The organism is Enterococcus sp. AMC2644, from assembly GCF_058216475.1.
The window spans coordinates 676,946-702,305 of record NZ_CM177095.1; the positions used below are offsets into that span (position 1 = coordinate 676,946).

Genomic DNA, 25,360 nt, shown 5'->3' on the forward strand with positions numbered 1-25,360 from the left:
AGAAAAACCTCTCTTCGTATACTTTCTATCTATTGTTCCTGAATATTATTAAATTCTGAAATTAAAGAGTCGCTCATTTGTTGTAGTTCTTCAACTTCTTGAAGATTTGAATCTTGTTTAATTTGATCTAAAACTTGATCTGTTTCAAGAACAAAATATTCACGAATAATCTTTTTTTCTATTTCAAACGACACAACCAACGTTTGATAAATAGTCATTAAATCTGTGTATTTTTTTTGTTGAATTTTATTATATTTATCAAAGTTATTACGCAAATTTTTAATAGCAGAAATATCTATCTCTTGGTTATCTCCAGATAAAGATAATTTTAACTGATTATTGATTATGATCATTTCGTTTACAGCTTCCTTGTACTGTTCATATAATACTTGAGCGTCTTTTTTATCTCGTTCGTAAGACATAATTGACCAATGATTCTCATTTAATAGTTGACCGATACTATCTAACAATTCTTTTGCACTTTTATTTTTCATGACTCTATCTCCTCTTTAATGATTACTTTATCTAAGCAAATTTTTTTAATTTTTAGTTGTTCAAAATGTTCTTTACCCATAACCACGGTTTGAATATAATCTATCTCGTTGTTTAAGATACTTAATAAATTTCCCTTCACTTCACCTTTTTCATTAAAAGGAGATTCTTCTAAATAAAATGTATTAACTGACTTGGTATCTTTTAAAGCAAGTAATTCCATTCCTAGATATGTAATTGAAACTGAATCCTGTGCCGTCAGAAAATCCGCTAATGTTTGACGAATAAAGTCTAGAAGGTTATTAAATTTTTTAATCACCTTACCATCTTCAGCATCTCTTAAAGTAATTAAATTTAAATTATCGTTATAAAAGAAATACGTTACTACTGGAATTTGTTGATTATTATAAAAATCGATTTCTTGTACTTGATTGTTAAAGAAAAACATCGTTGAAAATAATTTTCCGTCTGATGCATATTCTTCAATATAGTTTTTTGTTCCATCAATATTTAAATACTGTACCTCTTTTACATGCCTTCGAGTGTTTGGATAAAGAACCACTCGACCAATTTCATCTCCATCAGAAATAATTGAAATTGAACGATTCTCATTCATAAAAATTTCTGCACAGAAAACAGTGGGAATTTGATTGAAAAATAAAAATTTATCATTTGAATAACTACGTCCTGTCAACATATCTAATAGATTAAAACCTTCGACTTGTTCTTTTTTCAATAAGTCATAAAAATCAGGACTTGGTGAAATTGACAAGACTCTTCCACCTTTTTTTAATCGATCTTTCTGTGTATCCCAATTTAAATTATTAGGTCTAATGACCGTAACTAATTCATAATCCATTAATTAAATCACTCCATTTCTGTGCGATGATTGAATCTTGAAAAGATTGAACCGAAGTTCGTGTATTTTTTGCGATAGAAGTAAAGTCCGATTCTAAAATTTGAAAAATTCCTTCAGTCAGTTGCTTTTCACTATATTCCGCATCTTTTTTTGAAAAATCTTTTAAAAAACCATTTACCCCATCTTTGATTAATTCTATTGCACCGAATCGAGCTTTGAACGTTACAACAGGTAATCCAGCGTTCAAAGCTTCTATATAGGTAAGACCAAATCCTTCTGAATAAGAACCTGAGAGAAAAACATCGTATTCTGGATAAACCTCATTTATAGCGTGGGAATGACCTTTCATATGAATAAATTCTTCGGCATTTAATTCTTTAATTAGTTTATTCAGCATCACTTCTTCGCCTCCTTGCCCATAAATATCTAAAGAAATATTTGGATATTTTTTTTGAGCATTAACAATTGCTCGAACCACAATATCAATGTGTTTTTCTGATGCAAGTCGAGAAACAGTAATAAACTTTGTTGGTTGCTGTTTCACGGTTGGTAACTCTACATTTTCATTATCTCGAATACCGCCAACAGGGATAGCCACAAATTTGTAAGCCTCATCAGGGAAGTCTACCAATAAATCTTTTCTTTGTAGTTCTGTAGCTACAACCACTCTATCTACTTGATTTAAGTGAGTGAAAGCATACTCATAATAGTTGTTCCATAATGGGACTGAGAGAACATCTCTATCTGACAGATGATCCGCATGTACAATTTCAATTAACTTAATATCTTTAGAAAAATGACCAAACAAAGCCGCTTCACTTTCTTCCCCTCTATCAATAATAAAAGAATTTGTATTTGGAAAAGCTTCGACAAGTACTTTAAAGAAAAAGCGTTGAAATAATACTTCATTCCTAAAAAAACGGTGTTTTCCTTGAAAATCAAATAAGTGGATATTTGTCATAACTCTCCCCCTATTTGGGTCATCGTTATAACTAAAAGTAATTTTTCTTTTTTGTGTTTGATGATTAAATATTTCGACTTGATAGTCTGAAACAAGTAACATATTCTCTCTTTTTTTACTTGGAGATTTTTCTAGATGTTCAATAATCCTTAGACCAGAAGATGTAATTGTTTCTTTTAATCTATGTGTATTTGTTTGATCAATAATGATTTCTTGCGAATAGTTGAAACTTTTTTTAGCTCCTTCTTGCAAATACTTACCTTCCAATACAAAAAATTCCCACATCGAAATAACTTTATTGGCTGGCAAATTCCATACATCCATAGCCTCATGAAGATTTTTTACTAGTTCAGTAAATACATATTTGTATGGGAGATTTGCTTGATCAAATCTTTTCGCTCGATAAAATTGTGCATGTTCTACACCAGAATTTCCAATTCCCATTGCCTTATTAATAAAAAAATTCATGCTAACTCCCCTGTCCTTTTCTTTTGATAGTACATTTGTAACGCTTCAATAGCCTTTCTATTTAATTCATTCTGTTCTTTCAGTGATTTTAAATTTGTCTGTGTCAAAGTATCTGACATCTCCGTTAGCGAAAATAACCTCCTGAGAACAGGCAATATACTTTGATACTGAGTATCCAATAGCCCTTGAAAGTTTTTGCCTTTACTGATATTAATCACCGTTTGTTTTGATGCTTTAACAAATATCTGATCCAAAATTTTCATTAGCAGAGATTCATATGTACCAATGGTTTTATTCGGAAAAACAAACAAGTTATCATCAAATATATTTAATGGGATAGTAATCACATTCCTATTTATTTGCCCTAAGTAAATATTCAAAACTCGTGATTTTGGATTACTTTCCTTCTCTCTTGTGAAATACATTTCATTTGAGAGTGATTCAATTTCATGTATTTCTAAGGTCCCAGCCTCAAACACTATCAACTCTTTAAAAATTATTTCTTTATGCTTTTTATTAACTAGTTGAATCTGATAATCTGTTGCCATCTCCGGAAAAATAAACTCCCCATGGTCATCATCTATAATGCTTTTTTCTACAAAAAAACCATCTTTATCAAAAAAAACGATTACTAGTTGAATAGCATCTGGATTATCAAATTTTGCTTGAAGATACAATTCATATTTTTTCCCAGGAGTTAACAAAGGAAGCATTGGCGACTTTCGGCTCACATGGTATACAGTCTTAGAATACCAAGTTTTTATACCAATTCCTGGTGGCATTAAAGGAGATGAATAAGATATTACTCCCTCTTCATCAAATGAAATTGTCGCACCATAATTATAATTATCATTAAAATCATTTCCCCATTTTATGTGATAAACATTTTTCATGTATATACCTCACTGTGCTTTTATAAAATACGGTTAATATCTCGATTAAACGTGTTCACAAGAATATTTCTGTATTGCTTAAGAAACCATTTGTTAATACTTGAACTATCATCATTATGACGCCCTATCATTCCTTTGTATAACACTCTCGTCGTTGGAAAAGACGTTTTAAAAAAATCAAATAACATTGGAAATGCGTTTATATCATAGTCGTCCTGTTTCATATACGCGATTGCAAAGGTAGTTTGTTCATAATGTCCTTTTTTAAACTTATTCCAAAAACGATTGTCCAATTTTTCTGCTGCTTCTTGCGTAATTGACCCTTGGTTATACTTCATCATGTCTAAAGATGTTGGAAAACCAGTAGGTCGAAGAATTCTCTCATTTAAAGCAATCGTTCCTAGATTTGTCAGTGGTTTACCTACAATCACACTATTCGGAGTTAAATCGCTGGCATAATATAATGCACCAAATGTTCCCATAGACAAACCAGATAAAATCAAATCGGAAGTTTTAAAATTCAGAAGTTTTAATTTTTCTAAAATAATGTCAACAATTTTTTGTTCAAAATCTGAACTTCCTAAATAAAAATTGCCACCTTCCAGCCTTGGATCACCAATCAGAATAAAGGGACAACCCATACTTCCCATCATTCCTCGCCCTTCAAAACCCTCGGCAGAACGGTACCCTGAAAAATAGACCGCTAACGGTGGCTTTAGATCTCCCGGGTTAAAATAGTAAATGACTTCATCTGATAAATGCTTCTCATCACAAATTCTTTTTCCACCAGGAATCATAATACTTTCATCTGCCATTGCACGTCTAATATGAATTTGACCGATTGTCAAATCTACATCGTTTCCCCTAGCAAACAAAGTAACATTAATATAAGCATTGCAATCCGAACTTTCAAAGTATTGGACTTCTTTACTTAACAAACTTTCATGTGATATATCAATAACTTCTACTATTTCATTGGTATTTTCTTTAATCAAATTGATTTTCATCTTCAACTCAGCATCTGTTCCTTCTTGTCTAATTTCTGCATAGAAAGCCATGCGTTCTCTTTGATTGATTAAATTTGTCATTTTCCAAGAAACAACTTGTTGAAATTGATCTGTCAACTTAGTCTCAATATGGCACATAGCATTTCCTGATTTTTCAACTTTCAACGGAATATCAGTAGACAATTTCATATGATTCATTGAAAGTTTAAATCCAAGTTGCCTCGCAGAAAATTGTTTATTGATAAATTCATAAAAATTATCGTCTATGACATCACATACATAAGATCCTTTTAAGTCTAAAATTCTCTGTACTGGTTTAGGTATCGTCAAATCGCTTAAATAAAAAATTTGATAAGCAGGGAGTTGAGCTATCAATGATACATTCTCTAAAATAGGCGATTCATTTTCAAAGATAAAAATGGCCGAATGTAATTTTTTATTGTATTTACTGTTTATAAAAATTTGCATATCACCTTCATCCTCAATAAAATCATAGTTTGGAGAGATCCACTGGTACACAAATTGAGATGATAATAAAGAAGGTTCACTTAAAGGAATATTAGCAATATGAAAAATTTTTATATCTTTTTTACGAGCCATATAATATATTTCTCCATTCTTCAATAACATTTTCAACACTGAATTTCTCAATAAATTCAATATTGTCCACTAATGACTGATTCCAACTACTCAAGTTATCTAGATAAAATGAGATTGTTTCGTCTAATTCATCAATGGATTTAATGATTTTTCCATTAATTGTATCCTTAATATAATCCGTTTTCGTACGGACAATTTGTGGAATTCCTGCGCTAACTGCCAATGCTTGCTTTTGGGTATCTGTTTCAAGAGTTAAATCCAAATAGAGTCTCGTATTTTGAAAATCATTTTTTATTTTTGAAATAGTTGGGGCTACTCTAAACTTTATCCGAGAATAGGCTTCTATAGCATCTACTAATTGACGCCAATTTTTACTTTTTCGTAGTTCTTCTACGGCTTCTTCATCTTGTTTAAAAAGTTTTTTCTCTTTTTTTGCTTCAAAATAATCCCAAACCTTTTGGAAATCTTCTGACTCACTATCAATTGCAAAATAATCATCAATGGTTTCCTTTTGAATCTCCCTCAACAGCTTCTCATCTTCAAAACTAGATACCTCAATAATTAAGTCATACTTGAAATTACTTATAATCTTTTCCAATAAATGTTCATGTATTTTTTTGTTTTCATTATCCAACTGTCCTACATACCAGTACATCACTAATTGAGCAATAGAATTACTCATTCCTAATTGAAGATTAGTTGCATAAAAAGGAATTTTTTTTATTTTATCAACATCTAAACTTTCAATATCGCCCATTAGTTTAAGTATCTTCTTCGTTTTCTTAGTATCATCTGTTACCACAATCGAATTTCCAGACAGGATACTTTGAATTAATTTGTCATTATGTTTGTCTACATGTTTAAAATCTGTAACCACGCGAATAATTTTATTTTTTGAATTGTTTTCTTTAATTATTTCTAAATTTCGGCTATCTGCAATGCTAATAATGTGATCCTGTTTGGTTGTAGTCTGTTTGAAATTTTCAATTAACTCAGTAAGAATTTCATTCATATTTTGATAAACATTTTTTTGAAAGCCTCTTTTTTTATAATTTATAATCTCAATTCGAGGATTTTTTATCATGTATTCAATTGCAGTTATTTCACCAAGTTCATTCAAATATAACTTTTTATCAAGTTCATTTCTCTCATTAAAAAAGAGCTTTGCTGAAATAAAACCTCTGTCATCCAAAATAAAACGTTTTTTTTGCATCTCTTCAATTAAAGTGATTTCTTCTATAAATCCGTAACGATTAAAGGTAACATTACCTCTAGAGCGACCATCTTCAACTAATGAAATTCCAAATGGTGTATAAACTTTTTCTATTTGGGGTGGAATAAACAAATCGTCAATATCTAGTGGAAAACCATCCTTCACTCGAATATTTTGCATTTTATCGAACAGAGAAATTATTTGTTCAATATTAATCCCAAACTCATGCAGTTGATATCTCAAAAAAGGAATGTGATTTATTATAACAACAGTAAAATCTTCTTCGTTTTCTTCAAAAAGTTTTACAATATTCATCATGGCATCTCTTTCCAGATAAATACTATTCTTCTTCCAATCTGGAAAAAAATAATTCATTTAAAGCACTCCTCTTTCATTTTAAAAAATACTATAAGTTCTTCTAGAAAAAATAAACTGAACTTCATTGGTAATACTTTCTAAGATAATAAGTAACATAAAAATACTTCCAAAATAGAAGGCTATATTAGAAATAATCGGTTGATTAAGTCCCACTAGCAATGGGATAACCGAAACCACAACAAGATAACTATTTCCAATCAAAGAAACCATAGATAACCGTTTGAAAATATACTTTTCCGTTTGCTCACCTGGTACGACATCCAAAATGTAATCCCCCGTTTCTTTCAAATTTTTTGCAATATCAGAAGGCCGGACATTAATAAATGAAAATCCATATCCCAAACCATACAAAATTGCTCCGTAAGTTAATACACCCTGTATACTATTGAAAGAAAAGAAAATTGTTATAAAGTTAGAAAAAGCAGTATCCGTTAAATTTTCATTAAGTAAAAATAACTGTGGCATAGAAAAAATAGTCACTGCAAACATAAATGGCATAGCGCCCGCAGGCAACATTCGAATAGGTATATACGAATTATTGAAACGACTGTCTATTCCAGTTCGTTCAATTTTTATACGATACTCTGCATTATAAAGAAATAATGTTACACAAATGAAAATAAATGTCACCAAAGCTAATCCAATAAAAAAACTTGAATTTAAACGAATTGACTCAGTTTGACCCGAAATCAACATACCTGGAATATTAGACATTAGTCCTGGCAAGACAAACAGACTTTGTCCGCCAATTCCGTTTTCTATATTTAAATCAGCAAGCCAAGAAACCATCAATCCACCGCTTACTAAGATTAAAATGGAAATTAGCACAAGTAGTGAAACCGAAGTCCCTGAATTTTTAATAGGAACAATTGTAGGTTCAAATTTAAAAACAAGAGCGATGCTTTGAATAATCGCTATTATGAGAGTTAATAAACGTTGAATATAACCCGACTGTTTGGCAGAGAAGTTTTTGATTTTTTCTGAATCAACCATGGTAATTGTAGTCCAAATAATTAATGCCGTCATATATGGCCCCATGCCTAAAGAAAACAGATTTGGAACATCAAAACCACCACCTGTTGCTGCACCTAAAAAACTTAAAATTGTTTCTGAAGTACTTTCTTGATTTTGTTCAATCACAAAAAAAGGGATATTGATATTTTTTCCAATTTCTACCACCAGTAGTAGTGCCAAACTAATTGTTATTCGTTTGATTAATTCTATTTGATTTTTCATTTTTCTCCTAACTTTCTAACAATTATTACTTTGAATTAACAAAAAAACTACTTTAAATATACTATATCTAAGTTTTTTGTTTTATTTTTATTTTTTCGTTTTTGCAAAAAAATAAAAATAAAGATTCATCTCTCTAATGCTATTATTTTAATATCAGTTAATTTATAAATTATTATCGAAAGGCGTTAGTTATGAAAAGAATAATGCAAATATTACTGCCACTATTACTTCTTATTGGTGGCATCTTTTTTTTAAATGAAAATGTTGATAATATTGCTCCCGAAAGTTCTTCAGAGAGTTCTTTTATAGATGAAGACGAAGAACCCAAACTTGAACTAAAAGCAGTTAGTTTACCACGAAATACCCCTTTTGATACTGAATTTACCGATTCTATCTATCACGGAGATTTTTTTTATAACAACATGGATATATCTAAAGAACATACTCTAACTCTAAGTTTTGTTAATTCTAAAGGAGAACCTATAAAATATACTCAAAAAAAAAAATTAGAGGTTACAAAAAAAATGTACTTACAAGCTGCTGAAGGTAAAATTTATTTTGCCCTTTACGGGAATCATGCTATGGAAGAATATTTTAGTACGTTGGAAGATTCATTCATTTCTATTAAACTGGAAAACACTGAAAAAAAAGAGGAGCAGTGAAACAGATATGAGAGCTAGAAAATTTCGAAAATACGTTCGAATTGCAAAAAAAATTCAAAATTTATCAAAAGAATATCGACAAATGACTGATACAGAACTACAGAATCAAACCTTAATATTTCGAGAACAATTAAACAATGGACGAAAAATAAAAGATTTACTTCCAGCAGCTTATGCAGTTGTAGCTGAAGCTGATCGAAGAGTCTTAGGAATGGAACCATATCTTGTTCAAATTATTGGAGCAATTGCCTTATTTTATGGAAATGTAGCCGAAATGAAAACTGGCGAAGGAAAGACACTAACAGCGACCATGCCAATGTATTTACACGGTCTTACTGGCAAAGGAAATTTTTTAATCACTTCCAATGCTTATCTAGCCCTGAGGGATGTTAAGGAAACAGGAAAAGTTTACCGGTGGTTGGGATTATCTGTAGCTGCTGGAGTACCTGAGCACGAAGATGAAGGAGAAGAAATAGATAAAGAACAGGTTTATTCTTCAGACATTGTTTATACAACACATAGTGCACTAGGATTCGATTACCTTTTTGATAATTTAGCAGTTTCAGTTGATGAACAGTATGTTACTAATTTTAAATTTGCTCTTGTTGATGAAATTGACGCCATCTTATTAGACATGGCTCAAACCCCTCTTATTATTTCTGGAGCTCCTAAGGTTCAATCAAATTTCTTTGAAATATCGGATTGGTTTGTAAAAAGTTTAGTCAATAGCGAAGACTACATGATTAGCGAAAATAAACGTCATGTTTGGTTTACCGGATTAGGAATTAAGAAAGCTGAGAACTATTTTGGAATAACAGAAATTCTCTCTGATAAGTGGAAAGACCTTTATCGTCATTTAGTTATTGCTTTACGAGCAAACTATTTGCTGATTGTTGACAAAGACTATGTAGTAGAAGAGAACGAAGTTTTACTGTTAGATGAAGCTAATGGACGAAAACTAGTTGGCACGAAGCTTCAGGCCGGATTACATCAAGCTTTGGAAGCAAAAGAGGGAGTAAAAATATCCACAGAAAGTCGTTCAATGGGATCCATTACCTACCAAAATTTATTTAGAAAATTTGACATTCTCTCTGGAATGACTGGTACTGCCAAAACAGATGCAGAAGAATTTCGTGAAACTTATAATCTTGACGTGATTGAAATACCAACAAATAAACCAATTAAACGGAAAGATCACAAAGACTTAGTATACATTACCAACCAGGGTAAGATTATGTCCTCTCTAGATGCTGTAAAAAATGCTCTTGATCACGAGCGGCCTGTTCTTATAGAAACCGGTTCTGTTTTCATGTCTAACTTATATTCTTTAGTCTTATTAAAAAATCGTATTCCTCATAATTTACTAAACGCTACCACCGCGTCGAAAGAATCTTGGATTATCTCAGAAGCTGGGAAAAAAGGAGCTGTTACTGTCGCCACTTCTATGGCTGGGCGTGGTACTGATATTAAATTAGAAGAGGATGCTAGAAACAAAGGGGGACTATTAGTCGTTGGTACTGAACGAATGACTAGTGATCGTATTGACAATCAACTTCGAGGAAGAGCTGGTCGTCAAGGAGATCCAGGTGATAGTGTTTTTTATGTATCCATGGAAGATAAAATTGTGATTGAAAGTGCTCCAAAATGGGCCTCTAAAAAACGCGAAGAACTAAAAGAAAAAATTGATAATAATAGCATATCTGATCAAGAAACTTTAAAGAAAAAAAATATACTAAACTAATTAATAGATCTCAAACTAATCGTAAAAATCAAGAAATTATGGGACGACAAACAACTTTAGAATTTGATTCTATTATTACAATACAAAGAGATAATATCTATGCTATGCGGAACAAAATTATGACTGCCTCCCCAATACAGTTATCTGATATCATTGATATCTGTATTAATAATTCTATTGAATTATTTGTAAATAAAAAAGAGAATTTAAATTTACAAGCATTAAGCGATTTTATCTATAATAATATTGATTACAATTTTAACACATGCGAATTAGATAATTTGACTTCATTTTCAAGGAAAAAAGTTAAGAACTTTTTATTTGATCTTACAAAAAAACAAAAACAACAAATTCAATTTGTTATGCCTGATAGTTCTCAACAGTTATTTTTTCAACGAATAGTTATTCTAAAATCATTGGATAGCCTTTGGATTGAACAATCTGATAACTTACAACAGCTAAAGTCTGTTATAAACGGCAGGAATTGGGGGCAACATCGCCCTATTTTTGAATTTCAGGTAGAGGCTCGTCGTTCATTTTCAGAAATGAGAGAAGTTATTTATTTAGAAGTCTTAAGAAACTTTTTACTATCTGAATTAGTAAAAGATAGAGATGGATCCTTCGATATCGAATTTCCTTAGTTTCTCTATTGGACAATTATTCCAAACACAAAAAAGACATTTATCCCGATTATTCAAATATCAACCGGGATAAATGTCTTTCTCGATGCTTTGCTATCTATTAGATAATTTCAAAATTCTTAATTGCTCACACGTACGACGTTGACAGTGGTCGCTAATTGACTCAACACGTTTTTGATTTTTGTCTCATCGTTTTCATTAATGTCGACGTTGGCAATCGTTGAAGAAACAATACCCAACATATTAAGAATATTGCGATTGATAATCGTCAGACGATAAGGAGAATCAAAACTCATTTCTATCGTTGGAAAATTCACCGAACGTTTAATTTCGCCCCGTTTTCTTCTTCAAATTTTTTCATAAAAACAACAACCTAGGCATCGACGCCTTCTTTAGGAAAAGTATTGTACAAACTAGCTCACATGTCACCGACTGAACGATATTCTTTGACCACTTGACTGATAAATAAGTCAGATGAATCAATTTCATCATATAAAAGTTGTGCTTTTTCTTGGTCTTGTTTGATGATTTCAGGTACACCACCCAAATATTTTAACCATTCAAAAATTCGCGTAGCAGTATAAATTGCAAATGTTGGAGGCGTTTTATGCAATGAATTATTTTAGGCCTGCACCGCATAGTCTAATGCTGAAGTAAATATCAATTCTGTATTTAATAAATCTTCACGAATAATCACAATCGTCAATCCAGATGGACCAATACTTTTTTGTGCACTTGCATATATTAAACCAAAATCTTCCACACGGTAGTTATTCGATAAAATATTTGAAAACATATCCGCAACAATCGGCACTTTTCCAACATCAGGAATCTGCAATAATTCTCTTAAATAGTTGCTCAGCATCTTTCATAATTTTGTCAAATAAGGAAGAACGATAACTCATTTTCATTACGGATACTTCGCTATCTTGATAATTCACTAACTCTTTTTGGGCTTTTTCTAAAACAGGTTTTGTCAACACGTCTGTATCAGCTGAAAAATGATACACTGTCATACATTTTCTACACTCATTATTTCTTTTAATGTATTTAAATTTATATAATTCCAAGTATAAATAATAAATACGTTGAAATGGAAATCCATCTCAACGTATTTATTATTTGAAACGGAGAAGGAGGGATTTGAACCCTCGCATCGATCTCTCGACCTACACCCTTAGCAGGGGCGCCTCTTCAGCCACTTGAGTACTTCCCCAAAAGAAACAAACACCTTGTATCTCTACTTCATAAGTATACAATATATAAAATCAAAATATTATCTAATTATTCCTCATTTTAGGAAAATTAAAAATACTTCACTGATATTGCATGAAAATTTCAAGCCAAAAATTTCTTATCTTGCTTTCGTATCCACGTATTTTTACTTGATAAGATACAATTATTCGTATATCAAAAGAATGAATAAACCGATTTAATTTGTCCACTTCTTTTCTCAAGATAACTAGTGTGATTATTTTCGCAAAATTCTTCTGCAGAAATCATTCGCTTAGTAATTCATTGATTAATTCAATGATAAGTAATTGTCCACGAAAATAATAAATGAAAGTTTTTATCAAAATTAGTATTTTCTCGATGGCGGTAAAGACACTCACTGAAACATTAATATAAAGTTGATTTTCTGGATACAGTTGTTTTAAATCGTCGTTTAACTCACTAATATATCTTAATGTTATCTAATTGTTTTCAACTTCAATGTATTCAGATACTTGAGCAGTAACACCTGTTGTTGACTGCTCATCTAAATAATTCAAAATATTTATTTTACGTTGAATATTAGGTGATATAAACATGCTTTATCACCTTTCTATGTTTTCGTAGTTTTGACTTTCTTTCTCTAGTTATTCAAATTTTTCAGCTTGGATATCTAATAAAATGTTCGTCAAGTTTACCCAATCAACAGACCTGGGGGGATCTAACCAGACAACAACCTCCATTTGATCTTTTTCATAAAGTTTATTCACGTTTGTAATAACCACATCTGGTTTAGTTGTTGAATCAACAGTAACAACATTTAAATTAATATAAAAGGACAAGTTTTTCTTGATAAAACGGTTATAATTGTCCCCATATGAAAAATCAACCAATATTTTTACTGGTTCTGTGATTAGGTCAATTGGAATGACATTAATCAAAATCATTAAATAATTAAAAAACAAATAGACTCTAAACAGTGATAGTTCTGGAAACTGTTTAGTTAGTGATTGAACATACTGAAATGAAAATTTATAAAACTCAGGATAGTTTTGTTGGAAGAAGGTTACATTCAACTCAACGTCATCAAACATATTCAATGACTGATGAAAAATATTGAAATGGAGCTTAGTTAATTTCGTCTGAAGCTGAATTTTTAAGTTTTGATTTAGTACACTAAATCTTTTCTCGAATAATTGGATAAAGTCATGATTGACTTGCTCGACGGTTGTTCCAAAATTTCCTCCAACAAAATCTTGTTCCAACTTATCGTTAATAAACAGCCAGACGACAATCGTATACACAAGATTATCTGAAACATTTGGGAAAATTTCTTTAATTGGAGCAAAATAAGACAACATTAAAAAATGATTGACCTTTTGTTCACCCCAACCATTACCACTATCATAATGTTCTAGATAAATAGCCAGGTAATGAAAAAATTTTTCCTTTTCATAACTGGTTAGTTGGAAATTCTCCTTTAAATTATCAACAAGAAGCTCGGCTTGTTTCACTGTTTTCATTTTATAAATTTCTGACTTATTCAAATTAGTAATAGAAAATAGGCTACATAAAAAAGAAAAAATGTTCTGCTGATTACCTGTTATCTTTCTCTTTTTAAAATGAATTTGATACTGTTTGAGTTCTTTTTTGATTACTTGAAAAGCATTATAGGCAACAGAATAACTAACAAAGTTCTTTTCAGCAAAATCTTCTACGGATTTGAACTCATTTTTAAAAAAAGCAATAATTAGTTTCAAACATAATGATTCGCTTAAATAATGAGAAAGCAGTATTTTATTAGAATAGTTGCCATCGATTTCAAGCTCTATTTCAAATTCAGTACTATTAATCTTTAAACTATCTTCAATATTCAAGTAGCTGATATCTACTTTTAACTTTTCTGTTGCTTTATTCAAAAGAAACTTTGACAGTCCTAAATCTTCTTGAATTTTTAGAACTTGCTCTGACAAAGTAGGTCTTTGTTCAAGATATTTGAATAAGTTATAACTTCTTTGATCATCTTTATTTAAACAAAATTCATAGTTCATAGTTTATCAATTCTTTCTTCCGTAAATAACGGTACCGGTAAATTCACTAACTAGAGCAACATATTCAGAAATCATTGGTCGATCAAAACCGGCCCCACCTGAACTATCGTCATTTAATGAAACTTCTTCTTGCTCAAAGAAATGTTCATCTAAATACACTTGTTTTATTTCGTCACGTTTTCTATTCGTTGATTCGACGGTTTCTACTTTATCTTCAACGTTATCCTCAACTTCTGATTCTTCACTTTTAGTTGGTTCCTCTGTTTCAATGACGGCTTCCACAATTTCAGCTTCTGGTTCTTCACTACTTTCAGTAATATCCAGACTGTCCACAGGGTCAACCACTTGATTAGGATTCACTGGATTATAGATGGGTATTTCCGTATCTGTATCGGCATTAACGGTGCTGACTCCTACTTGAACGAAAGAAAGTAGAATCGAGCTGAACAAAATGAGATATTTATATTTATTCATTCATCTACATAAATTTCAAGTTAGATTAGAAATTTATGACTTCACCTCTCTTTCTCTTTTGTTTTTTTTAATACTATCCACATTCCAGTCAATACTAGAACAATAAAAATTCCAACGATAATGTATAATAGCCATGGTGTAGCTTTGACCGTTACGTCCTGTTCGTTTAATTCTTTGGCAACTTCCTCCTCAATGGTAAAATCTTTTTGTAGTTTCCATTGATTTTGATAGTTTACTACCTCTCCATCCAGTTCTTGTTGAAATTCCCCATTTTCCGCTTTATTTCCCAAAACCGTTATTGAAAGATGATACTCTCCAGGTGCTAATTTTTCTCCATTCAAGGAAATGGGAAATTGAAATCTTGTATTAGGAGCAATTTGTAAATGGTTTTTATTTTCTGAATACAGTACTTGAGAGCTATTATGTTTGACAATGCTCGCTTGTACAGAAACTTGATTAATATAAGTTTTTTGATCATTTTGCAATTCTGCTAAAATAACATTTCTAGAATTAATCTGCCCTGCTTCGACTTTCTCTAAATTTAGATTTGGAATAACTTCATTTAAGTTTTGTCGCATCAATAAAGCCACAGCATAAGAAAACTCATTGACGATGGATAGGTCAGCTTCTTGCACTTCAGTCGTTGCTTGTGAATTTTCTTTTTCTTTAAAAGTAATTCCTCCTGCAAGTACGCCATCAAATGTCTCTGTTGGCATTTTTACTTTAAACCGAACTTTCTTTTCGCTGTTTGCCTCTAACTGAACCGTCTCAGGATATTCTACAAGGTCGGCTATATCAAAGGCCAAACTAGTATCTTTTTCCATTTGATTTGCTCCGTATTCGACCACAAGATTGGAATTGGTTGTTGCACTGTTTACAGATACTTCCACTGAAATTTTATGATCTGTATCATTTCTTAATAGCACATCGACAGCTTCTTCTTCATTAGGAGCTAAAAGTAAATCAAAATACGTTTTTTCTTTATCAATTTGTTTTTCTGAAGCAATTGGCGTAACTGAAAAACTGAACTGGCTGGCGGACACTTGCACTGTATTGACTAATAATAAGGTGGTTATCATTCCTACGATGACGACTAAGCGATTCAATGTTTTCAATAAAAAATCTCCTCTCCCAATCTTAGTCAGGAACATCTGTTAGTACCCATTCCAGTGTAGTTGTATATTTTTCAGCATATTTTGTGGTTGCACCAGGAATTGACAGTTCGATACTTTCCGCACCGGTTGTCGCATCTGTACCCCAACGCCATAAATAAGTGCCGGATCCGTTGCCAGAAGTGGCTGCCATTACACTGGATTCTTGTGAATTATCCGAGATTAAGGTAAAACTACTATTGCCGACTGGAATACCAGAATCGGAGACACTAATCACACTCCCATTATTAAAAGAAAGTTGGGCTCCTGATAATTCTTTCCCACTATCTGTTTGAAATTGCCCCGATTGTTTCACTTTCAATGACCAACCTGATTCTGTTCCACGATTATCTGTTACTTGGATAAAGTTTGGTCCTTCTGTCGGTGTTCCAGCATTTTCATCGCCATTCAAAACAGTATATTTTTGCGGTTTGGCATAATAAACTTCATCTTGTGACGTAATTTTTTGCTTGCCAAAATTTAAATTAGAGGCAAAATCAATGGATAATGGCCCTTTTGTCTCTTGATTTGGAGCACTTGGATTATTCGGTTTTTCAGGCAAAATAGGTTTAGTCGGATCGGTAGGATCTATCGGTTGGGTAAGTTCTGTTCCAGGTTTAAACTTAATGACCCCCTTTGTATCATAACCAGAATCATCATCTGCAAAAGCCACATTAGCTGTTGTTAAACTACTTGAAAGTACTAATATCGTGAGCCATTTTTTTTATTTTTCATCATACGTTCCTCCGTTTTATTCTTATGGATTTGGAATATTTTCTAAAGTCCACGACAACTTTGAATCAACACCATTAAAAAATAGATACGCGGTATTATTGGGTTTTCCCATTCCTCTAAGGGTTCTTTGAGAGGTCGGAATAGTTTCAAGCTTGTCTTTGATCTTCACTGACTATGGCACCACATCAATAACAGCTTGGCTTTCAGGAAATTTATTAGCATTTCTTTGACGTATCCAATTTTCTTCAGAATCTTGTCCTCTATGAACAGCCTTTATTCTTAACCGATACCCTTTTTTAAGAAATTCTCCATCTAGTGTAGGAATTTTGGTTATTCCTGCTCTCGAATCAGAATCATGAATAACTAAATCCGAATTTTAAGTCACACCTTCCACCGTCGACACTACTTTGTCGTCATCATCAATAATTTCAACGATGGCTTTTACTTCATTGAGATAAGCATCTCGAATTTCGCCAATATATTCAGAAACACTTGCATGGACATAAATATATTTGTCAGCGTTGGTTGGTAGAATGATTTCATCAATTTCCGCGAGCAGATTATTTTCGGTCATTCTGGTCCAATCTCGTAATCCATTTGCAGAAAGTTCCTGCCATCTGAGAGTTTGTGATCTTATCCAAGTTAGCATAATTAATTCCGAACATGCTAAAGTCAAAAAATATTCATTGGTTGGCTAGATTCCCGATTATATCTATTCCCTTTTTCCATAAAGAGAGACCCAAGTCTAAACTAGTGAATGTTGAGTCATGATTAGCAGTAAAAATATTCACTCACCTAGAACGTAGATTAGCAAAATCAAAATAATTCAAATAATCACTTTGAAAAACCAGTTTCCACGCTCTAAAAATGCCTTCATTAAATGCGTTCGTTCTGCCTCTAGCAACAAAATAAATCCCTTTAGAAGTATTGACACTTGCTTGATAAGTCAATCCATCTATTGCGGAACCGAAATCAGCTTGTAAATAGATACTGCTATTTTCACCTGTTAAATTAAATTCTTGCCACTCCCACTTGGAAAATAAATAGCTTGATTGCCGATATCTTTCGTATTTCGTGGTATGTAAACTCCATGATTAATCACTGAAAAGTGGGTATCTTCTGTGACATTAATTTTATTATTGTCACCATACATTCGAATTGCGGGTCCAGGAGGGGGTGAATCTTTTAAAATTTGTAATTCGGAATTATCGTCAACATTAAAAGTCATATTGCCTCTTAGCCAAAATCGCAATGTCGATTGATTTTGGGCAGTTAAGCTTGTCTGTGACAACTGTAACTCTGAATGATCTTTGAGATTAAAAACACCCTCCAAACTTGAAAAAACAATAGCAGATGACCGATCTGTTGAAACATCTAACCTAGATTTTTCTTCAACATTAATCGTCACATCCCCCACTTGAGAAACTGCCACAACCAACAAACTTGAACGTTCTTCATCACCCATCGGTGCGTTTCCTGCGATTGTTAAGCTCAATTGATCCTTCACGGTAAAATCAATGTACTGATTTGCTTCCTATAAAATACCATAGGCAATCTTTCTTTAAACTTTTAGTGGTGACTATCGACTGTTATTCGATCCGAACACTTCCATTTTGACCATTCGAATGATTATTCAGATAAACTTTATTAGAATTACTTTCCACCTTAGATTGATTCGTGACAATAAGATTTTCAATTTGGACGAGGACTTGATTATCTACTTCACGACTATAAGTCATGTTCGCTTGATCAAAAATAAGTGTCCCACCCACCATTTGAGCAATTCCGACTGTATTTCCAACTAAAGAATGAATTTCTTCTTGTAAAATAATCCCATTTTGGCTATCAACAGGACTTGTAAATAACTTACCTACAGAATTTCCTAAAAATTTTATATTACGAATCGTCACTTTTCATCATTTATGATATTCATCGTATAGGTTTGACTATTTAATTGGTGCTCAGAAAAAACAATATCAATCTCTCGATTGATTATGGAACTACTCGTTGCAACCAAATCTGAAATAACTACAATACTATTCACGTGCTCGTTTTTAAGAGCTGCAACGAATTCATTCCAATTGGCAACTTCGTAGTCCTTTCGCGAAAATATTTATATTTCAAAATTTTCTGTTAGAGAACTACTCTCAGTAGTATCTTCCTTTAAAAATTCCGAATCTATCGTTATTGACTTCTCTTCATCAAAACATGAATGAAATCAATCCTATTTAAATTGAGAATAATTGGTGAAACCATGACAACTAAAACACTACTCATCAATTTCTTAGTTATTTTTTCATGAGTTCCACCTCGTATAGCTAGTTTTTCTTTACTCACCATTCAATTAGACGCATCCGCAAGTATCCACGTTAAGGTCGTAGAGTACGTCTGAGATAACTTGACAGAACTACCATGTACATCAAGGGCTACAAATTTGAACCAAATTGATAAATCTATGTTCCTAATGCCTCTCCTTTTTCAGCATAAATAACTCGAGCTAAGACACTATTCATACCAAAATGATTTGCTGGTATAGATGGTTGAAAATCAGAATTAACAGTAGAAATAAGTTCTCCCAAAGAAAACTATAATTCCACCCAATTTAATTCATCTCCATCATTCGTTCTAAATTGATCATTTTGTTTGAGAAAGAGATTCCATCCGCTCAAAGTTCCTCTTCTATCAGATATTTGTAGATAGATGGGTCCTTCGACTGTAGTATCAGACACATTTTCCTCTGAACCGACAGCATATAGTTGATCAGGTGAGGCAAAATAAGCTCGATCCACTTTTGTAATCTTTTGATTCCCAAAATTTGTCTTGGAAATATAATCAATTGATAATGGTTGAGACGTTCCTAATTGATTTGAATCCACTGCCTGTAAAATATTTTTAGGATTGTTCGAATCCAAAGGAGGTACTAGATCAGTTGGAGTTGGAAATTCAATTGAACCTTGTGAATTGAGAGTGCTCGCATAAATTGTTGGAATTCCGCTATTTATAATTAAAAAAAGAGCAATCCATCCAATTTTCTTTCTCCTCATTCCACCAACCTACTCGACAAAAATTTACAATTAGACTTATTATTATAATATAAAACAGTAACGGTCCATTTTATTCTTTTTTTGTTCAGTTATAAAAAAAAAAAAATTTTTTTAACTGCCATATTTCAAAAACCACATGCCTACGATCTTTCACTCCAATCTAGTGCGTTTGTACTCAACATTAGGTGTATATCTTTCCAGATATTACATGTAAGTAAGATATTTCCCACTTGGTGACACAAGTTAAACATATCTATATCATAAAAATTAGGAATATCTATAGTATTTATTTTCGGATGGTTGTTGATGATAAATTTCCTTAATTTATCATTGTCAGGTGCATCTCCAGCTATGAGCATCATCAAAGATTTTCCATGCAAATTTTTAAATCTAATCATTTTTTTATGACTTAAATGATGAGCTTTTGATATGAAATAACTAAAATTACCTACCTTAAAAAAGTTCCAATAGTTTAACTTTCTAATTGAATCAGAGACTCCAAAAATGAAATCAATATTCACTCCTAAATTTTTAATTGTATCAAGAATAGTTGCATGGGTATATACGAATGGATTTATTCCAAATCAGCATAAAAAAAACTAACCGGAGTTAAAAATAAATTTCCACTCTAATGATGTTATTCGATTCATCAACACTATTTTCGCTCTATCTATTGCTTTTTCAGAAAAAATCATTAAGTCTTTGGTATCTCTATAAAAAGTAAAACTTCAATCTGATGATTATACATAACCACATTCCTCCTATTAACTTTTAGTTCACAGTTCATTAATTTTTTGCAAATACTTTTTATGTCCGTTTTTTATTATAACGATTATAAAGAAATGAAAATTATAGCTTTTTGATTTATCTGAATATAAAGTAAAATAAGAAAAACCTCAAGTGATTTGTTAAATTTTATGACTATACAACTATAGTATTCTCCGTTTCCTCCCTCATAAGTCCACTTAATTGCTAGTCTTAATTATTTTCAGTCAAACTCACTTTTCTTTTTACGATAAGATTTCTCTTATACATTCTACTGACCCTACTTATAATCAAACAACCACTATATTTATTCATTTCTAATATGAATCAAAACTTCTGTCGACTAAAAAAAGCCCTTATTTCAGCAGTTTTTTTGAATTATAGAAAATAGACACAACGAAAGATGGCTTTGGCCATTTTTTGTTGAATGGCCTTTAATCAAAGGTACATTTGATATAACAAATCTATTGTTCTGGAACTTTATACCATTATTAAAAAACAAATTTACTACAAAGTGTAAGACACATTATCAATGTGTGTTTTTTCACATTATATTCTAGTTTTCAAAAAGTTACAAAAGTTAACAAAATTTGTAGCTTTTATTTTCTTTCAATTATTTTTATCAATTTCCGTCATTTTCTCCTTTCCGAAAGAGGGTGCACAACTATGAAACTCTCTGAATTTCATTTAACAACAGAGAAACAATTTGATTCCTTTTGTAAGAGAGTCATAAAAGATGAATACATTGACTATATGCGACATTTATCTCGTCTGTCAAAAAAAGAAGTTTCATTTTCTGAACTGGGTAAATACACCATTAACCAGTTTTCCATTGAAGATAGTTATTCTATCGATTTTAAGTTTTTTGCCTTACATGGCATCTCTGTTAGCGTGAAAGATGGGTTATTTGGTGAAGCCCTACAAAGATTACCTAAAAAGAAAAATCATTCTCCTTTATCACTTTATGGGGCTGACTGATTTAGAAATTTCTAAGCTATTAAACTTCAGTCGTTCCACTGTTAATAGAGATAGCTTCTCTGGATGTTATGATGAAAAAATATATAGAAGAGCATAAAAATGAAAGCAAATTATCCTAGAATCCATTTTGAAACAATCGTATATGCGACAGAAGGAGATATTAATACCTTTAATCAAGTGAAAGACCATTTCTGACCTTTGACTCCCTTCGTCAAATGATTGATGATGCTAGAAATTCACATACAATTTTAGATGAAGCCTATTAGGTAGACTAGAAACACGATTACTAACGAAAATATTATCTTTTGAAAAATAAAAATATCCTTAGAGAAGTGTCTATCGTTCTCTCACGCTTCTCGAAGGTATTTATTGATCTATGAAAGTTAATTATGTCCTAATTAGATACGTCCAATTTATAACGATCCATGTACACAATACGTCATGATTTCTTTTTGAAGGAGCGATTTTATTTGATCAACAAATTTCAACGTAGGGAATTTTACTATTATCTTTTGAAGATTATCTTTAAACTGAATAATAAAAAAAGAAGCCGCGAGAATCGTTTTCGAAATGCTTTCGCACCAACAATTCTCCGACTTCGTGGGTTTGGCACCCATGGGGGCATAGGGGCTCGAACCCTAGACCCGCAGATTAAGAGTCTGCTGCTCTACCAACTGAGCTATACCCCCGTAAAATGAATGTTGCTTGCTTAAAAGTAAGTAGCACTCATTTAATACTTTATTATCTTACACCTGCTTATTTTAAAATGCAATGTTTTTTTCATTATTTATTTTAGAGAAATAACTTTTATTGAATAAGTTGTTCCCGATAGATACCCCTTCCTTCTCGATTTACTTGATAACAGCCGTGCTTGTTCAATATACTCTAGCTTTCTTAGCCGTTGCATAGCATACAACGTACAATAAGTAGCGATAGCTCACGACGAGATATTCAGTAATTTCAGCTTGTATTTCTTCACAACAATATTTTTAGTATGTTCTTCTGTTTGGATTAGCGTTAATTTGTCAATAAAACTGCTAGAAATTAAACAATCATCAGTTGGCCATTCCTCTGACTTTTCAAAGCTTTTGCTTTATCTTTTAAAATAGAAAAAAGATTGAATTCTGTTTTTTTAGATGAATTCATTTGAGTTAAATTGAAAACTAGAGACGCGTGCTTTAATTATTTCTAGAAAACAGTGGGGATATTTAAATCTGATTGATTCTTATAAAAAATTTCTCAGTTTTTTTCTCCTAAACATGAGATTTCTCCTATACTTCTTCTTCAGTTTAGATATAATAACTACAACACGATAAAGGAGGAATCCGATGAAGTTTAAAACGATTTTTCAGTCTCTTATCTTCTATTTTATTAGTGCTTTAGGTATCAGTATGACCATCAAAGCAATGATTGGCGTGAGCAGTTTTAATTCACTCAATACGGCGTTATCTGGTGTCTTGTCATTAAAAATTGGCACGATCACCTCAATCATCAACATTGGTTTTCTATTGATTTGCTGGGGAATGGATACACAAAAAGATAAAAAACAATATCTTCTCATGCTCTTTTCTTTAATTACTTTTGGAGAAGTGATTAATTTTATCCTGTATTATTTGTTTTCAGATATCATATTAATCTCTTATGGATGGCGTTTGTTTTTCTTTGTTATAGGAACAATTATTGGTGGAATTGGTACAGGACAAGTCTTGCGGCTAGATTTACTAAAGTTTCCAATTGAAAATTTTTGTTTACTTATCTCTGAACGGACAACAAATAGCTTTGCTTTTTATCGCTATAGTATTGATGTGATTTGTGTACTGCTTTCGTTACTACTCTCCTACTTATTTTACTTGCCCTTGTTTGTTCGCGAAGGCACGATTATTAGTTTATTTTTACTTTCTGGTGCTATTGGTTGGTCGCGTAATCTTTCACTAGCCCCGCAAAAAAATCGCCCCCAAGACTAATTATCTAGTCTTGGTGAGCGATTCATTTTTTATTCTTCAATATAAGCCCATTTGTAGTCATGAGAAGCGCCTGCACCGTGAGAAACCACGTTTTTCACTTTTTCAGCGCGTAAGTGTGCTTCTGCTCGTTGATATACTGGAATAGTTCCCATATCTTCAATTATGATGTTTTCTGCATCTAATAATGCTTGCCAACGTTCTGCTGGTTTAGTAGCGTAGGTTGTTGCAGCATCTTTAACTGCTTTATCATAATCTGCATTACTCCAACGACCACGGTTATATGCATTTCCTGTTACAAACAAATCAGTGAAGCTACTTGGATCTGCGTAGTCAGCTCCCCAACCACCAAACACAACTTCAAAATCACCTGCATTTGAGCGGTCTAAGCGAACACTAAATGGCACATTTGTCATAGTAACATCAACACCATCTAACGTATCATTCCAAACACCTTGAACATATTCAGCTGCTTTTTTTATAGAATCGGTATCATCTGATAGTAGTTCAAAACTTAATGAATCAATTCCTAATTCTTGTTTTGCTTTCTCCCAATATTCTTTAGCTTTCTCAGCATCATATTCTGTATTATTCGTTGTTTCCTCAACGAAATCTTTTCCTGTATCTGGATTGAATGACATATTCTGTGGAATCAAGCCTGTTGAAAAGTCCGAACCATCTCCTAAGACTTGTTTAACTAATGCTTCACGATCAATTGCATAAGACAAAGCTTTTCGTAAATTGACGTTGTTAAATGGAGAATCCTTTTCTCTTTGATTCATTTCAATATAACTTGTACGAGATTCTTTTATTGTAACAAATTCTGAACTACTTGCATTTTGTTGCGCTAATTCCCCTGTCAAGATGACATCATCTAATTGTCCATCTTGGAACAAATTCAAACCAGTTGAAGACTCTTTTACTACTGAGACGTTAACCGTTTCTAATTTAACATTTTCTGCATCCCAATATTCTGGATTTTTTTCATATGACCATTCTGTATCTACTCCCGGCCCATCAAAATCACCTAAAGTAAATGGTCCATTGTAAACGGCTGTATCTGTCTTCTTCGCGTACTCAGCTCCGAATTCTTTTACTGTTGCTTCATGTTGTGGGAAAAATGAAGGAAATGCCAAAAGATAATCAAAGTAAGGTGTCGCTACAGCTAATTTGATTTCTAATTCATAATCGCCGACTGCTTTAATTCCCAAATCGGTTACTGGTTTTTTCCCATTAATAATATCAGTCGCATTTTCTACTACTTCATAAAGATAGGCATATTGCGAACCTGTTTCAGGATCTACTGTACGTTGCCAACCATAAACAAAATCTGCCGCTGTCACTGAATCACCGTTTGACCATTTGGCATCTTCTCTTAATTTTAATTTATAAGTTAAACCATCTTCACTCAATTCCGCTAATTCGACAGCAGCTGCTGGTTGTGGTTTATTTTCGCTATCTAAACGGTATAACCCTTCATACACATTGTTTAATGCGGTAAAACTAATCGTATCCGTTGCAATCGATAAATCAGCAGTAGGCATTTCTTGCGCAACAGCTAAATTAAAAACTTGCTCGGTTTCCCCTGCCCCTGTTTTTCCACTATCGTCTGTTTTAGAAGTTCCACCTGTTGTACAAGCTCCTAATAAAATAGTACTTACTAGTAATGTTCCTAATAATTTTTTCTTCTTCATAAATCGTCCCCCTAATCTTTTTTTAACTTAATGTTAATTCTATTAGAATTTACTGAAAATTACAATGTTTTTTTAACATAAAATGCTATTTTTTAATAATTAAATTAAAAAAAACACTATTATATCAACAGTTATCTATTATTT

The 25,360-nt window shown here is 32.1% G+C and carries 25 protein-coding genes, 2 tRNA genes and 1 pseudogene; 5 read left to right on the forward strand and 23 right to left on the reverse strand.

Annotation, left to right across the window (positions count from 1 at the left end; genetic code table 11):
- Positions 1-29 precede the first annotated feature (29 nt).
- The 7 genes from AC4BC5_RS03305 to AC4BC5_RS03335 are packed head-to-tail and all read right to left on the reverse strand — an operon-like array spanning position 30 to position 8,107.
- Positions 30-494: a hypothetical protein gene (locus AC4BC5_RS03305; RefSeq protein WP_490496751.1), complete on the reverse strand. Its 465-nt coding sequence runs from the start codon at positions 492-494 to the stop codon at positions 30-32.
- Positions 491-1,351 (reverse strand): hypothetical protein, encoded by an 861-nt coding sequence (locus tag AC4BC5_RS03310; RefSeq protein WP_490496752.1) that lies wholly within the window; start codon positions 1,349-1,351, stop codon positions 491-493. Before AC4BC5_RS03310 ends, AC4BC5_RS03305 begins: the two co-directional genes overlap by 4 nt.
- Positions 1,341-2,780 carry a glycosyltransferase gene (locus AC4BC5_RS03315; RefSeq protein WP_490496753.1) on the reverse strand — a complete coding sequence of 480 codons (1,440 nt, stop codon included), beginning with the start codon at positions 2,778-2,780 and terminating at the stop codon, positions 1,341-1,343. Before AC4BC5_RS03315 ends, AC4BC5_RS03310 begins: the two co-directional genes overlap by 11 nt.
- Positions 2,777-3,673 carry an accessory Sec system protein Asp3 gene (gene asp3 / locus AC4BC5_RS03320; RefSeq protein ID WP_490496754.1) on the reverse strand — a complete coding sequence of 299 codons (897 nt, stop codon included), beginning with the start codon at positions 3,671-3,673 and terminating at the stop codon, positions 2,777-2,779. The genes AC4BC5_RS03315 and asp3 overlap by 4 nt, the downstream gene beginning before the upstream one ends.
- 20 nt (positions 3,674-3,693) lie before the next feature.
- On the reverse strand, positions 3,694-5,280 hold the full coding sequence (gene asp2 / locus AC4BC5_RS03325; protein WP_490496755.1) for an accessory Sec system protein Asp2: 1,587 nt from the start codon (positions 5,278-5,280) through the stop codon (positions 3,694-3,696).
- A complete protein-coding gene (gene asp1 / locus AC4BC5_RS03330; protein ID WP_490496756.1) occupies positions 5,270-6,868 on the reverse strand; it encodes an accessory Sec system protein Asp1 in 1,599 nt (532 codons plus the stop codon). The genes asp2 and asp1 overlap by 11 nt, the downstream gene beginning before the upstream one ends.
- Positions 6,869-6,889: 21 nt before the next feature.
- Positions 6,890-8,107, reverse strand: coding sequence for an accessory Sec system protein translocase subunit SecY2 (locus AC4BC5_RS03335; protein ID WP_490496757.1), 1,218 nt, complete (start codon positions 8,105-8,107; stop codon positions 6,890-6,892).
- A gap of 191 nt (positions 8,108-8,298) precedes the next feature.
- Here AC4BC5_RS03335 and AC4BC5_RS03340 point away from each other — a divergent pair, with 191 nt between their 5' ends.
- The 3 genes from AC4BC5_RS03340 to AC4BC5_RS03350 are packed head-to-tail and all read left to right on the forward strand — an operon-like array spanning position 8,299 to position 11,151.
- A complete protein-coding gene (locus tag AC4BC5_RS03340; RefSeq protein WP_490496758.1) occupies positions 8,299-8,769 on the forward strand; it encodes a hypothetical protein in 471 nt (156 codons plus the stop codon).
- 7 nt (positions 8,770-8,776) lie between these two features.
- Complete coding sequence (locus AC4BC5_RS03345; protein WP_490496759.1) at positions 8,777-10,510, forward strand: preprotein translocase subunit SecA; 1,734 nt, start codon at positions 8,777-8,779, stop codon at positions 10,508-10,510.
- A gap of 38 nt (positions 10,511-10,548) precedes the next feature.
- Positions 10,549-11,151, forward strand: a complete 603-nt coding sequence (locus AC4BC5_RS03350) for a hypothetical protein (protein ID WP_490496760.1) — start codon at positions 10,549-10,551, stop codon at positions 11,149-11,151.
- A gap of 119 nt (positions 11,152-11,270) precedes the next feature.
- On the opposite strand, the gene AC4BC5_RS03355 is transcribed toward AC4BC5_RS03350, so the two are convergent.
- The 14 genes and pseudogenes from AC4BC5_RS03355 to AC4BC5_RS03420 all read right to left on the reverse strand — a co-directional run bounded on the left by AC4BC5_RS03355 (position 11,271) and on the right by AC4BC5_RS03420 (position 19,818).
- On the reverse strand, positions 11,271-11,468 hold the full coding sequence (locus AC4BC5_RS03355; RefSeq protein ID WP_490496761.1) for a hypothetical protein: 198 nt from the start codon (positions 11,466-11,468) through the stop codon (positions 11,271-11,273).
- A gap of 56 nt (positions 11,469-11,524) precedes the next feature.
- Positions 11,525-12,167, reverse strand: a pseudogene (locus AC4BC5_RS03360) (aminotransferase class V-fold PLP-dependent enzyme).
- A gap of 112 nt (positions 12,168-12,279) precedes the next feature.
- Positions 12,280-12,367, reverse strand: a tRNA-Ser gene (locus AC4BC5_RS03365).
- Positions 12,368-12,467: 100 nt separating this feature from the next.
- Positions 12,468-12,608, reverse strand: coding sequence for a helix-turn-helix domain-containing protein (locus AC4BC5_RS03370; protein ID WP_490496762.1), 141 nt, complete (start codon positions 12,606-12,608; stop codon positions 12,468-12,470).
- 402 nt (positions 12,609-13,010) lie between these two features.
- Positions 13,011-14,414: a helix-turn-helix domain-containing protein gene (locus tag AC4BC5_RS03375; RefSeq protein WP_490496763.1), complete on the reverse strand. Its 1,404-nt coding sequence runs from the start codon at positions 14,412-14,414 to the stop codon at positions 13,011-13,013.
- Between the two features lie 6 nt (positions 14,415-14,420).
- On the reverse strand, positions 14,421-14,888 hold the full coding sequence (locus AC4BC5_RS03380; RefSeq protein ID WP_490496764.1) for a hypothetical protein: 468 nt from the start codon (positions 14,886-14,888) through the stop codon (positions 14,421-14,423).
- Between the two features lie 41 nt (positions 14,889-14,929).
- Complete coding sequence (locus tag AC4BC5_RS03385) at positions 14,930-16,039, reverse strand: WxLIP family cell surface protein (RefSeq protein ID WP_490496765.1); 1,110 nt, start codon at positions 16,037-16,039, stop codon at positions 14,930-14,932.
- Entirely contained in the window at positions 16,026-16,712 is a 687-nt protein-coding gene (locus tag AC4BC5_RS03390) for a WxL domain-containing protein (protein WP_490496766.1), read from the reverse strand. Before AC4BC5_RS03390 ends, AC4BC5_RS03385 begins: the two co-directional genes overlap by 14 nt.
- Before the next feature lie 438 nt (positions 16,713-17,150).
- Positions 17,151-17,348, reverse strand: a complete 198-nt coding sequence (locus AC4BC5_RS03395; RefSeq protein WP_490496767.1) for a hypothetical protein — start codon at positions 17,346-17,348, stop codon at positions 17,151-17,153.
- Positions 17,349-17,780: 432 nt separating this feature from the next.
- Positions 17,781-18,269: a hypothetical protein gene (locus AC4BC5_RS03400; protein ID WP_490496768.1), complete on the reverse strand. Its 489-nt coding sequence runs from the start codon at positions 18,267-18,269 to the stop codon at positions 17,781-17,783.
- A 94-nt stretch (positions 18,270-18,363) separates the two neighbouring features.
- Complete coding sequence (locus AC4BC5_RS03405; RefSeq protein WP_490496769.1) at positions 18,364-18,684, reverse strand: hypothetical protein; 321 nt, start codon at positions 18,682-18,684, stop codon at positions 18,364-18,366.
- Positions 18,681-18,887 carry a pectate lyase-like adhesive domain-containing protein gene (locus tag AC4BC5_RS03410; RefSeq protein WP_490497494.1) on the reverse strand — a complete coding sequence of 69 codons (207 nt, stop codon included), beginning with the start codon at positions 18,885-18,887 and terminating at the stop codon, positions 18,681-18,683. Before AC4BC5_RS03410 ends, AC4BC5_RS03405 begins: the two co-directional genes overlap by 4 nt.
- Positions 18,888-19,227: 340 nt before the next feature.
- Complete coding sequence (locus tag AC4BC5_RS03415; RefSeq protein ID WP_490496770.1) at positions 19,228-19,353, reverse strand: hypothetical protein; 126 nt, start codon at positions 19,351-19,353, stop codon at positions 19,228-19,230.
- 6 nt (positions 19,354-19,359) lie between these two features.
- A complete protein-coding gene (locus AC4BC5_RS03420; RefSeq protein WP_490496771.1) occupies positions 19,360-19,818 on the reverse strand; it encodes a WxL domain-containing protein in 459 nt (152 codons plus the stop codon).
- 1,431 nt (positions 19,819-21,249) lie between these two features.
- Between AC4BC5_RS03420 and AC4BC5_RS03425 the strand changes: the two genes are divergently transcribed.
- Complete coding sequence (locus AC4BC5_RS03425; protein ID WP_490496772.1) at positions 21,250-21,561, forward strand: DNA-binding protein; 312 nt, start codon at positions 21,250-21,252, stop codon at positions 21,559-21,561.
- A 616-nt stretch (positions 21,562-22,177) separates the two neighbouring features.
- Here the strand turns inward: AC4BC5_RS03425 and AC4BC5_RS03430 are convergent.
- Positions 22,178-22,250, reverse strand: a tRNA-Lys gene (locus tag AC4BC5_RS03430).
- Between the two features lie 639 nt (positions 22,251-22,889).
- Here AC4BC5_RS03430 and AC4BC5_RS03435 point away from each other — a divergent pair.
- Positions 22,890-23,525 carry a DUF6198 family protein gene (locus AC4BC5_RS03435; protein ID WP_490496773.1) on the forward strand — a complete coding sequence of 212 codons (636 nt, stop codon included), beginning with the start codon at positions 22,890-22,892 and terminating at the stop codon, positions 23,523-23,525.
- A 29-nt stretch (positions 23,526-23,554) separates the two neighbouring features.
- Here the strand turns inward: AC4BC5_RS03435 and AC4BC5_RS03440 are convergent, their stop codons facing one another.
- The gene (locus AC4BC5_RS03440) at positions 23,555-25,216 is read right to left on the reverse strand and encodes a peptide ABC transporter substrate-binding protein (RefSeq protein ID WP_490496774.1); all 1,662 of its coding nucleotides are present in this window, start codon (positions 25,214-25,216) and stop codon (positions 23,555-23,557) included.
- Between the last annotated feature and the right edge of the window lie 144 nt (positions 25,217-25,360).

What these genes read in the sequence shown, in the direction of transcription:
- AC4BC5_RS03305 (WP_490496751.1), bottom strand. Translation starts at nt 494, where the DNA reads ATGAAAAATAAAAGTGCAAAAGAATTGTTAGATAGTATCGGTCAACTA.
- AC4BC5_RS03310 (WP_490496752.1), bottom strand. Translation starts at nt 1,351, where the DNA reads ATGGATTATGAATTAGTTACGGTCATTAGACCTAATAATTTAAATTGG.
- AC4BC5_RS03315 (WP_490496753.1), bottom strand. Translation starts at nt 2,780, where the DNA reads ATGAATTTTTTTATTAATAAGGCAATGGGAATTGGAAATTCTGGTGTA.
- asp3 (WP_490496754.1), bottom strand. Translation starts at nt 3,673, where the DNA reads ATGAAAAATGTTTATCACATAAAATGGGGAAATGATTTTAATGATAAT.
- asp2 (WP_490496755.1), bottom strand. Translation starts at nt 5,280, where the DNA reads ATGGCTCGTAAAAAAGATATAAAAATTTTTCATATTGCTAATATTCCT.
- asp1 (WP_490496756.1), bottom strand. Translation starts at nt 6,868, where the DNA reads ATGAATTATTTTTTTCCAGATTGGAAGAAGAATAGTATTTATCTGGAA.
- AC4BC5_RS03335 (WP_490496757.1), bottom strand. Translation starts at nt 8,107, where the DNA reads ATGAAAAATCAAATAGAATTAATCAAACGAATAACAATTAGTTTGGCA.
- AC4BC5_RS03340 (WP_490496758.1), top strand. Translation starts at nt 8,299, where the DNA reads ATGAAAAGAATAATGCAAATATTACTGCCACTATTACTTCTTATTGGT.
- AC4BC5_RS03345 (WP_490496759.1), top strand. Translation starts at nt 8,777, where the DNA reads ATGAGAGCTAGAAAATTTCGAAAATACGTTCGAATTGCAAAAAAAATT.
- AC4BC5_RS03350 (WP_490496760.1), top strand. Translation starts at nt 10,549, where the DNA reads ATGGGACGACAAACAACTTTAGAATTTGATTCTATTATTACAATACAA.
- AC4BC5_RS03375 (WP_490496763.1), bottom strand. Translation starts at nt 14,414, where the DNA reads ATGAACTATGAATTTTGTTTAAATAAAGATGATCAAAGAAGTTATAAC.
- AC4BC5_RS03380 (WP_490496764.1), bottom strand. Translation starts at nt 14,888, where the DNA reads ATGAATAAATATAAATATCTCATTTTGTTCAGCTCGATTCTACTTTCT.
- AC4BC5_RS03385 (WP_490496765.1), bottom strand. Translation starts at nt 16,039, where the DNA reads ATGTTCCTGACTAAGATTGGGAGAGGAGATTTTTTATTGAAAACATTG.
- AC4BC5_RS03395 (WP_490496767.1), bottom strand. Translation starts at nt 17,348, where the DNA reads ATGACCGAAAATAATCTGCTCGCGGAAATTGATGAAATCATTCTACCA.
- AC4BC5_RS03420 (WP_490496771.1), bottom strand. Translation starts at nt 19,818, where the DNA reads ATGAGGAGAAAGAAAATTGGATGGATTGCTCTTTTTTTAATTATAAAT.
- AC4BC5_RS03425 (WP_490496772.1), top strand. Translation starts at nt 21,250, where the DNA reads ATGAAACTCTCTGAATTTCATTTAACAACAGAGAAACAATTTGATTCC.
- AC4BC5_RS03435 (WP_490496773.1), top strand. Translation starts at nt 22,890, where the DNA reads ATGAAGTTTAAAACGATTTTTCAGTCTCTTATCTTCTATTTTATTAGT.
- AC4BC5_RS03440 (WP_490496774.1), bottom strand. Translation starts at nt 25,216, where the DNA reads ATGAAGAAGAAAAAATTATTAGGAACATTACTAGTAAGTACTATTTTA.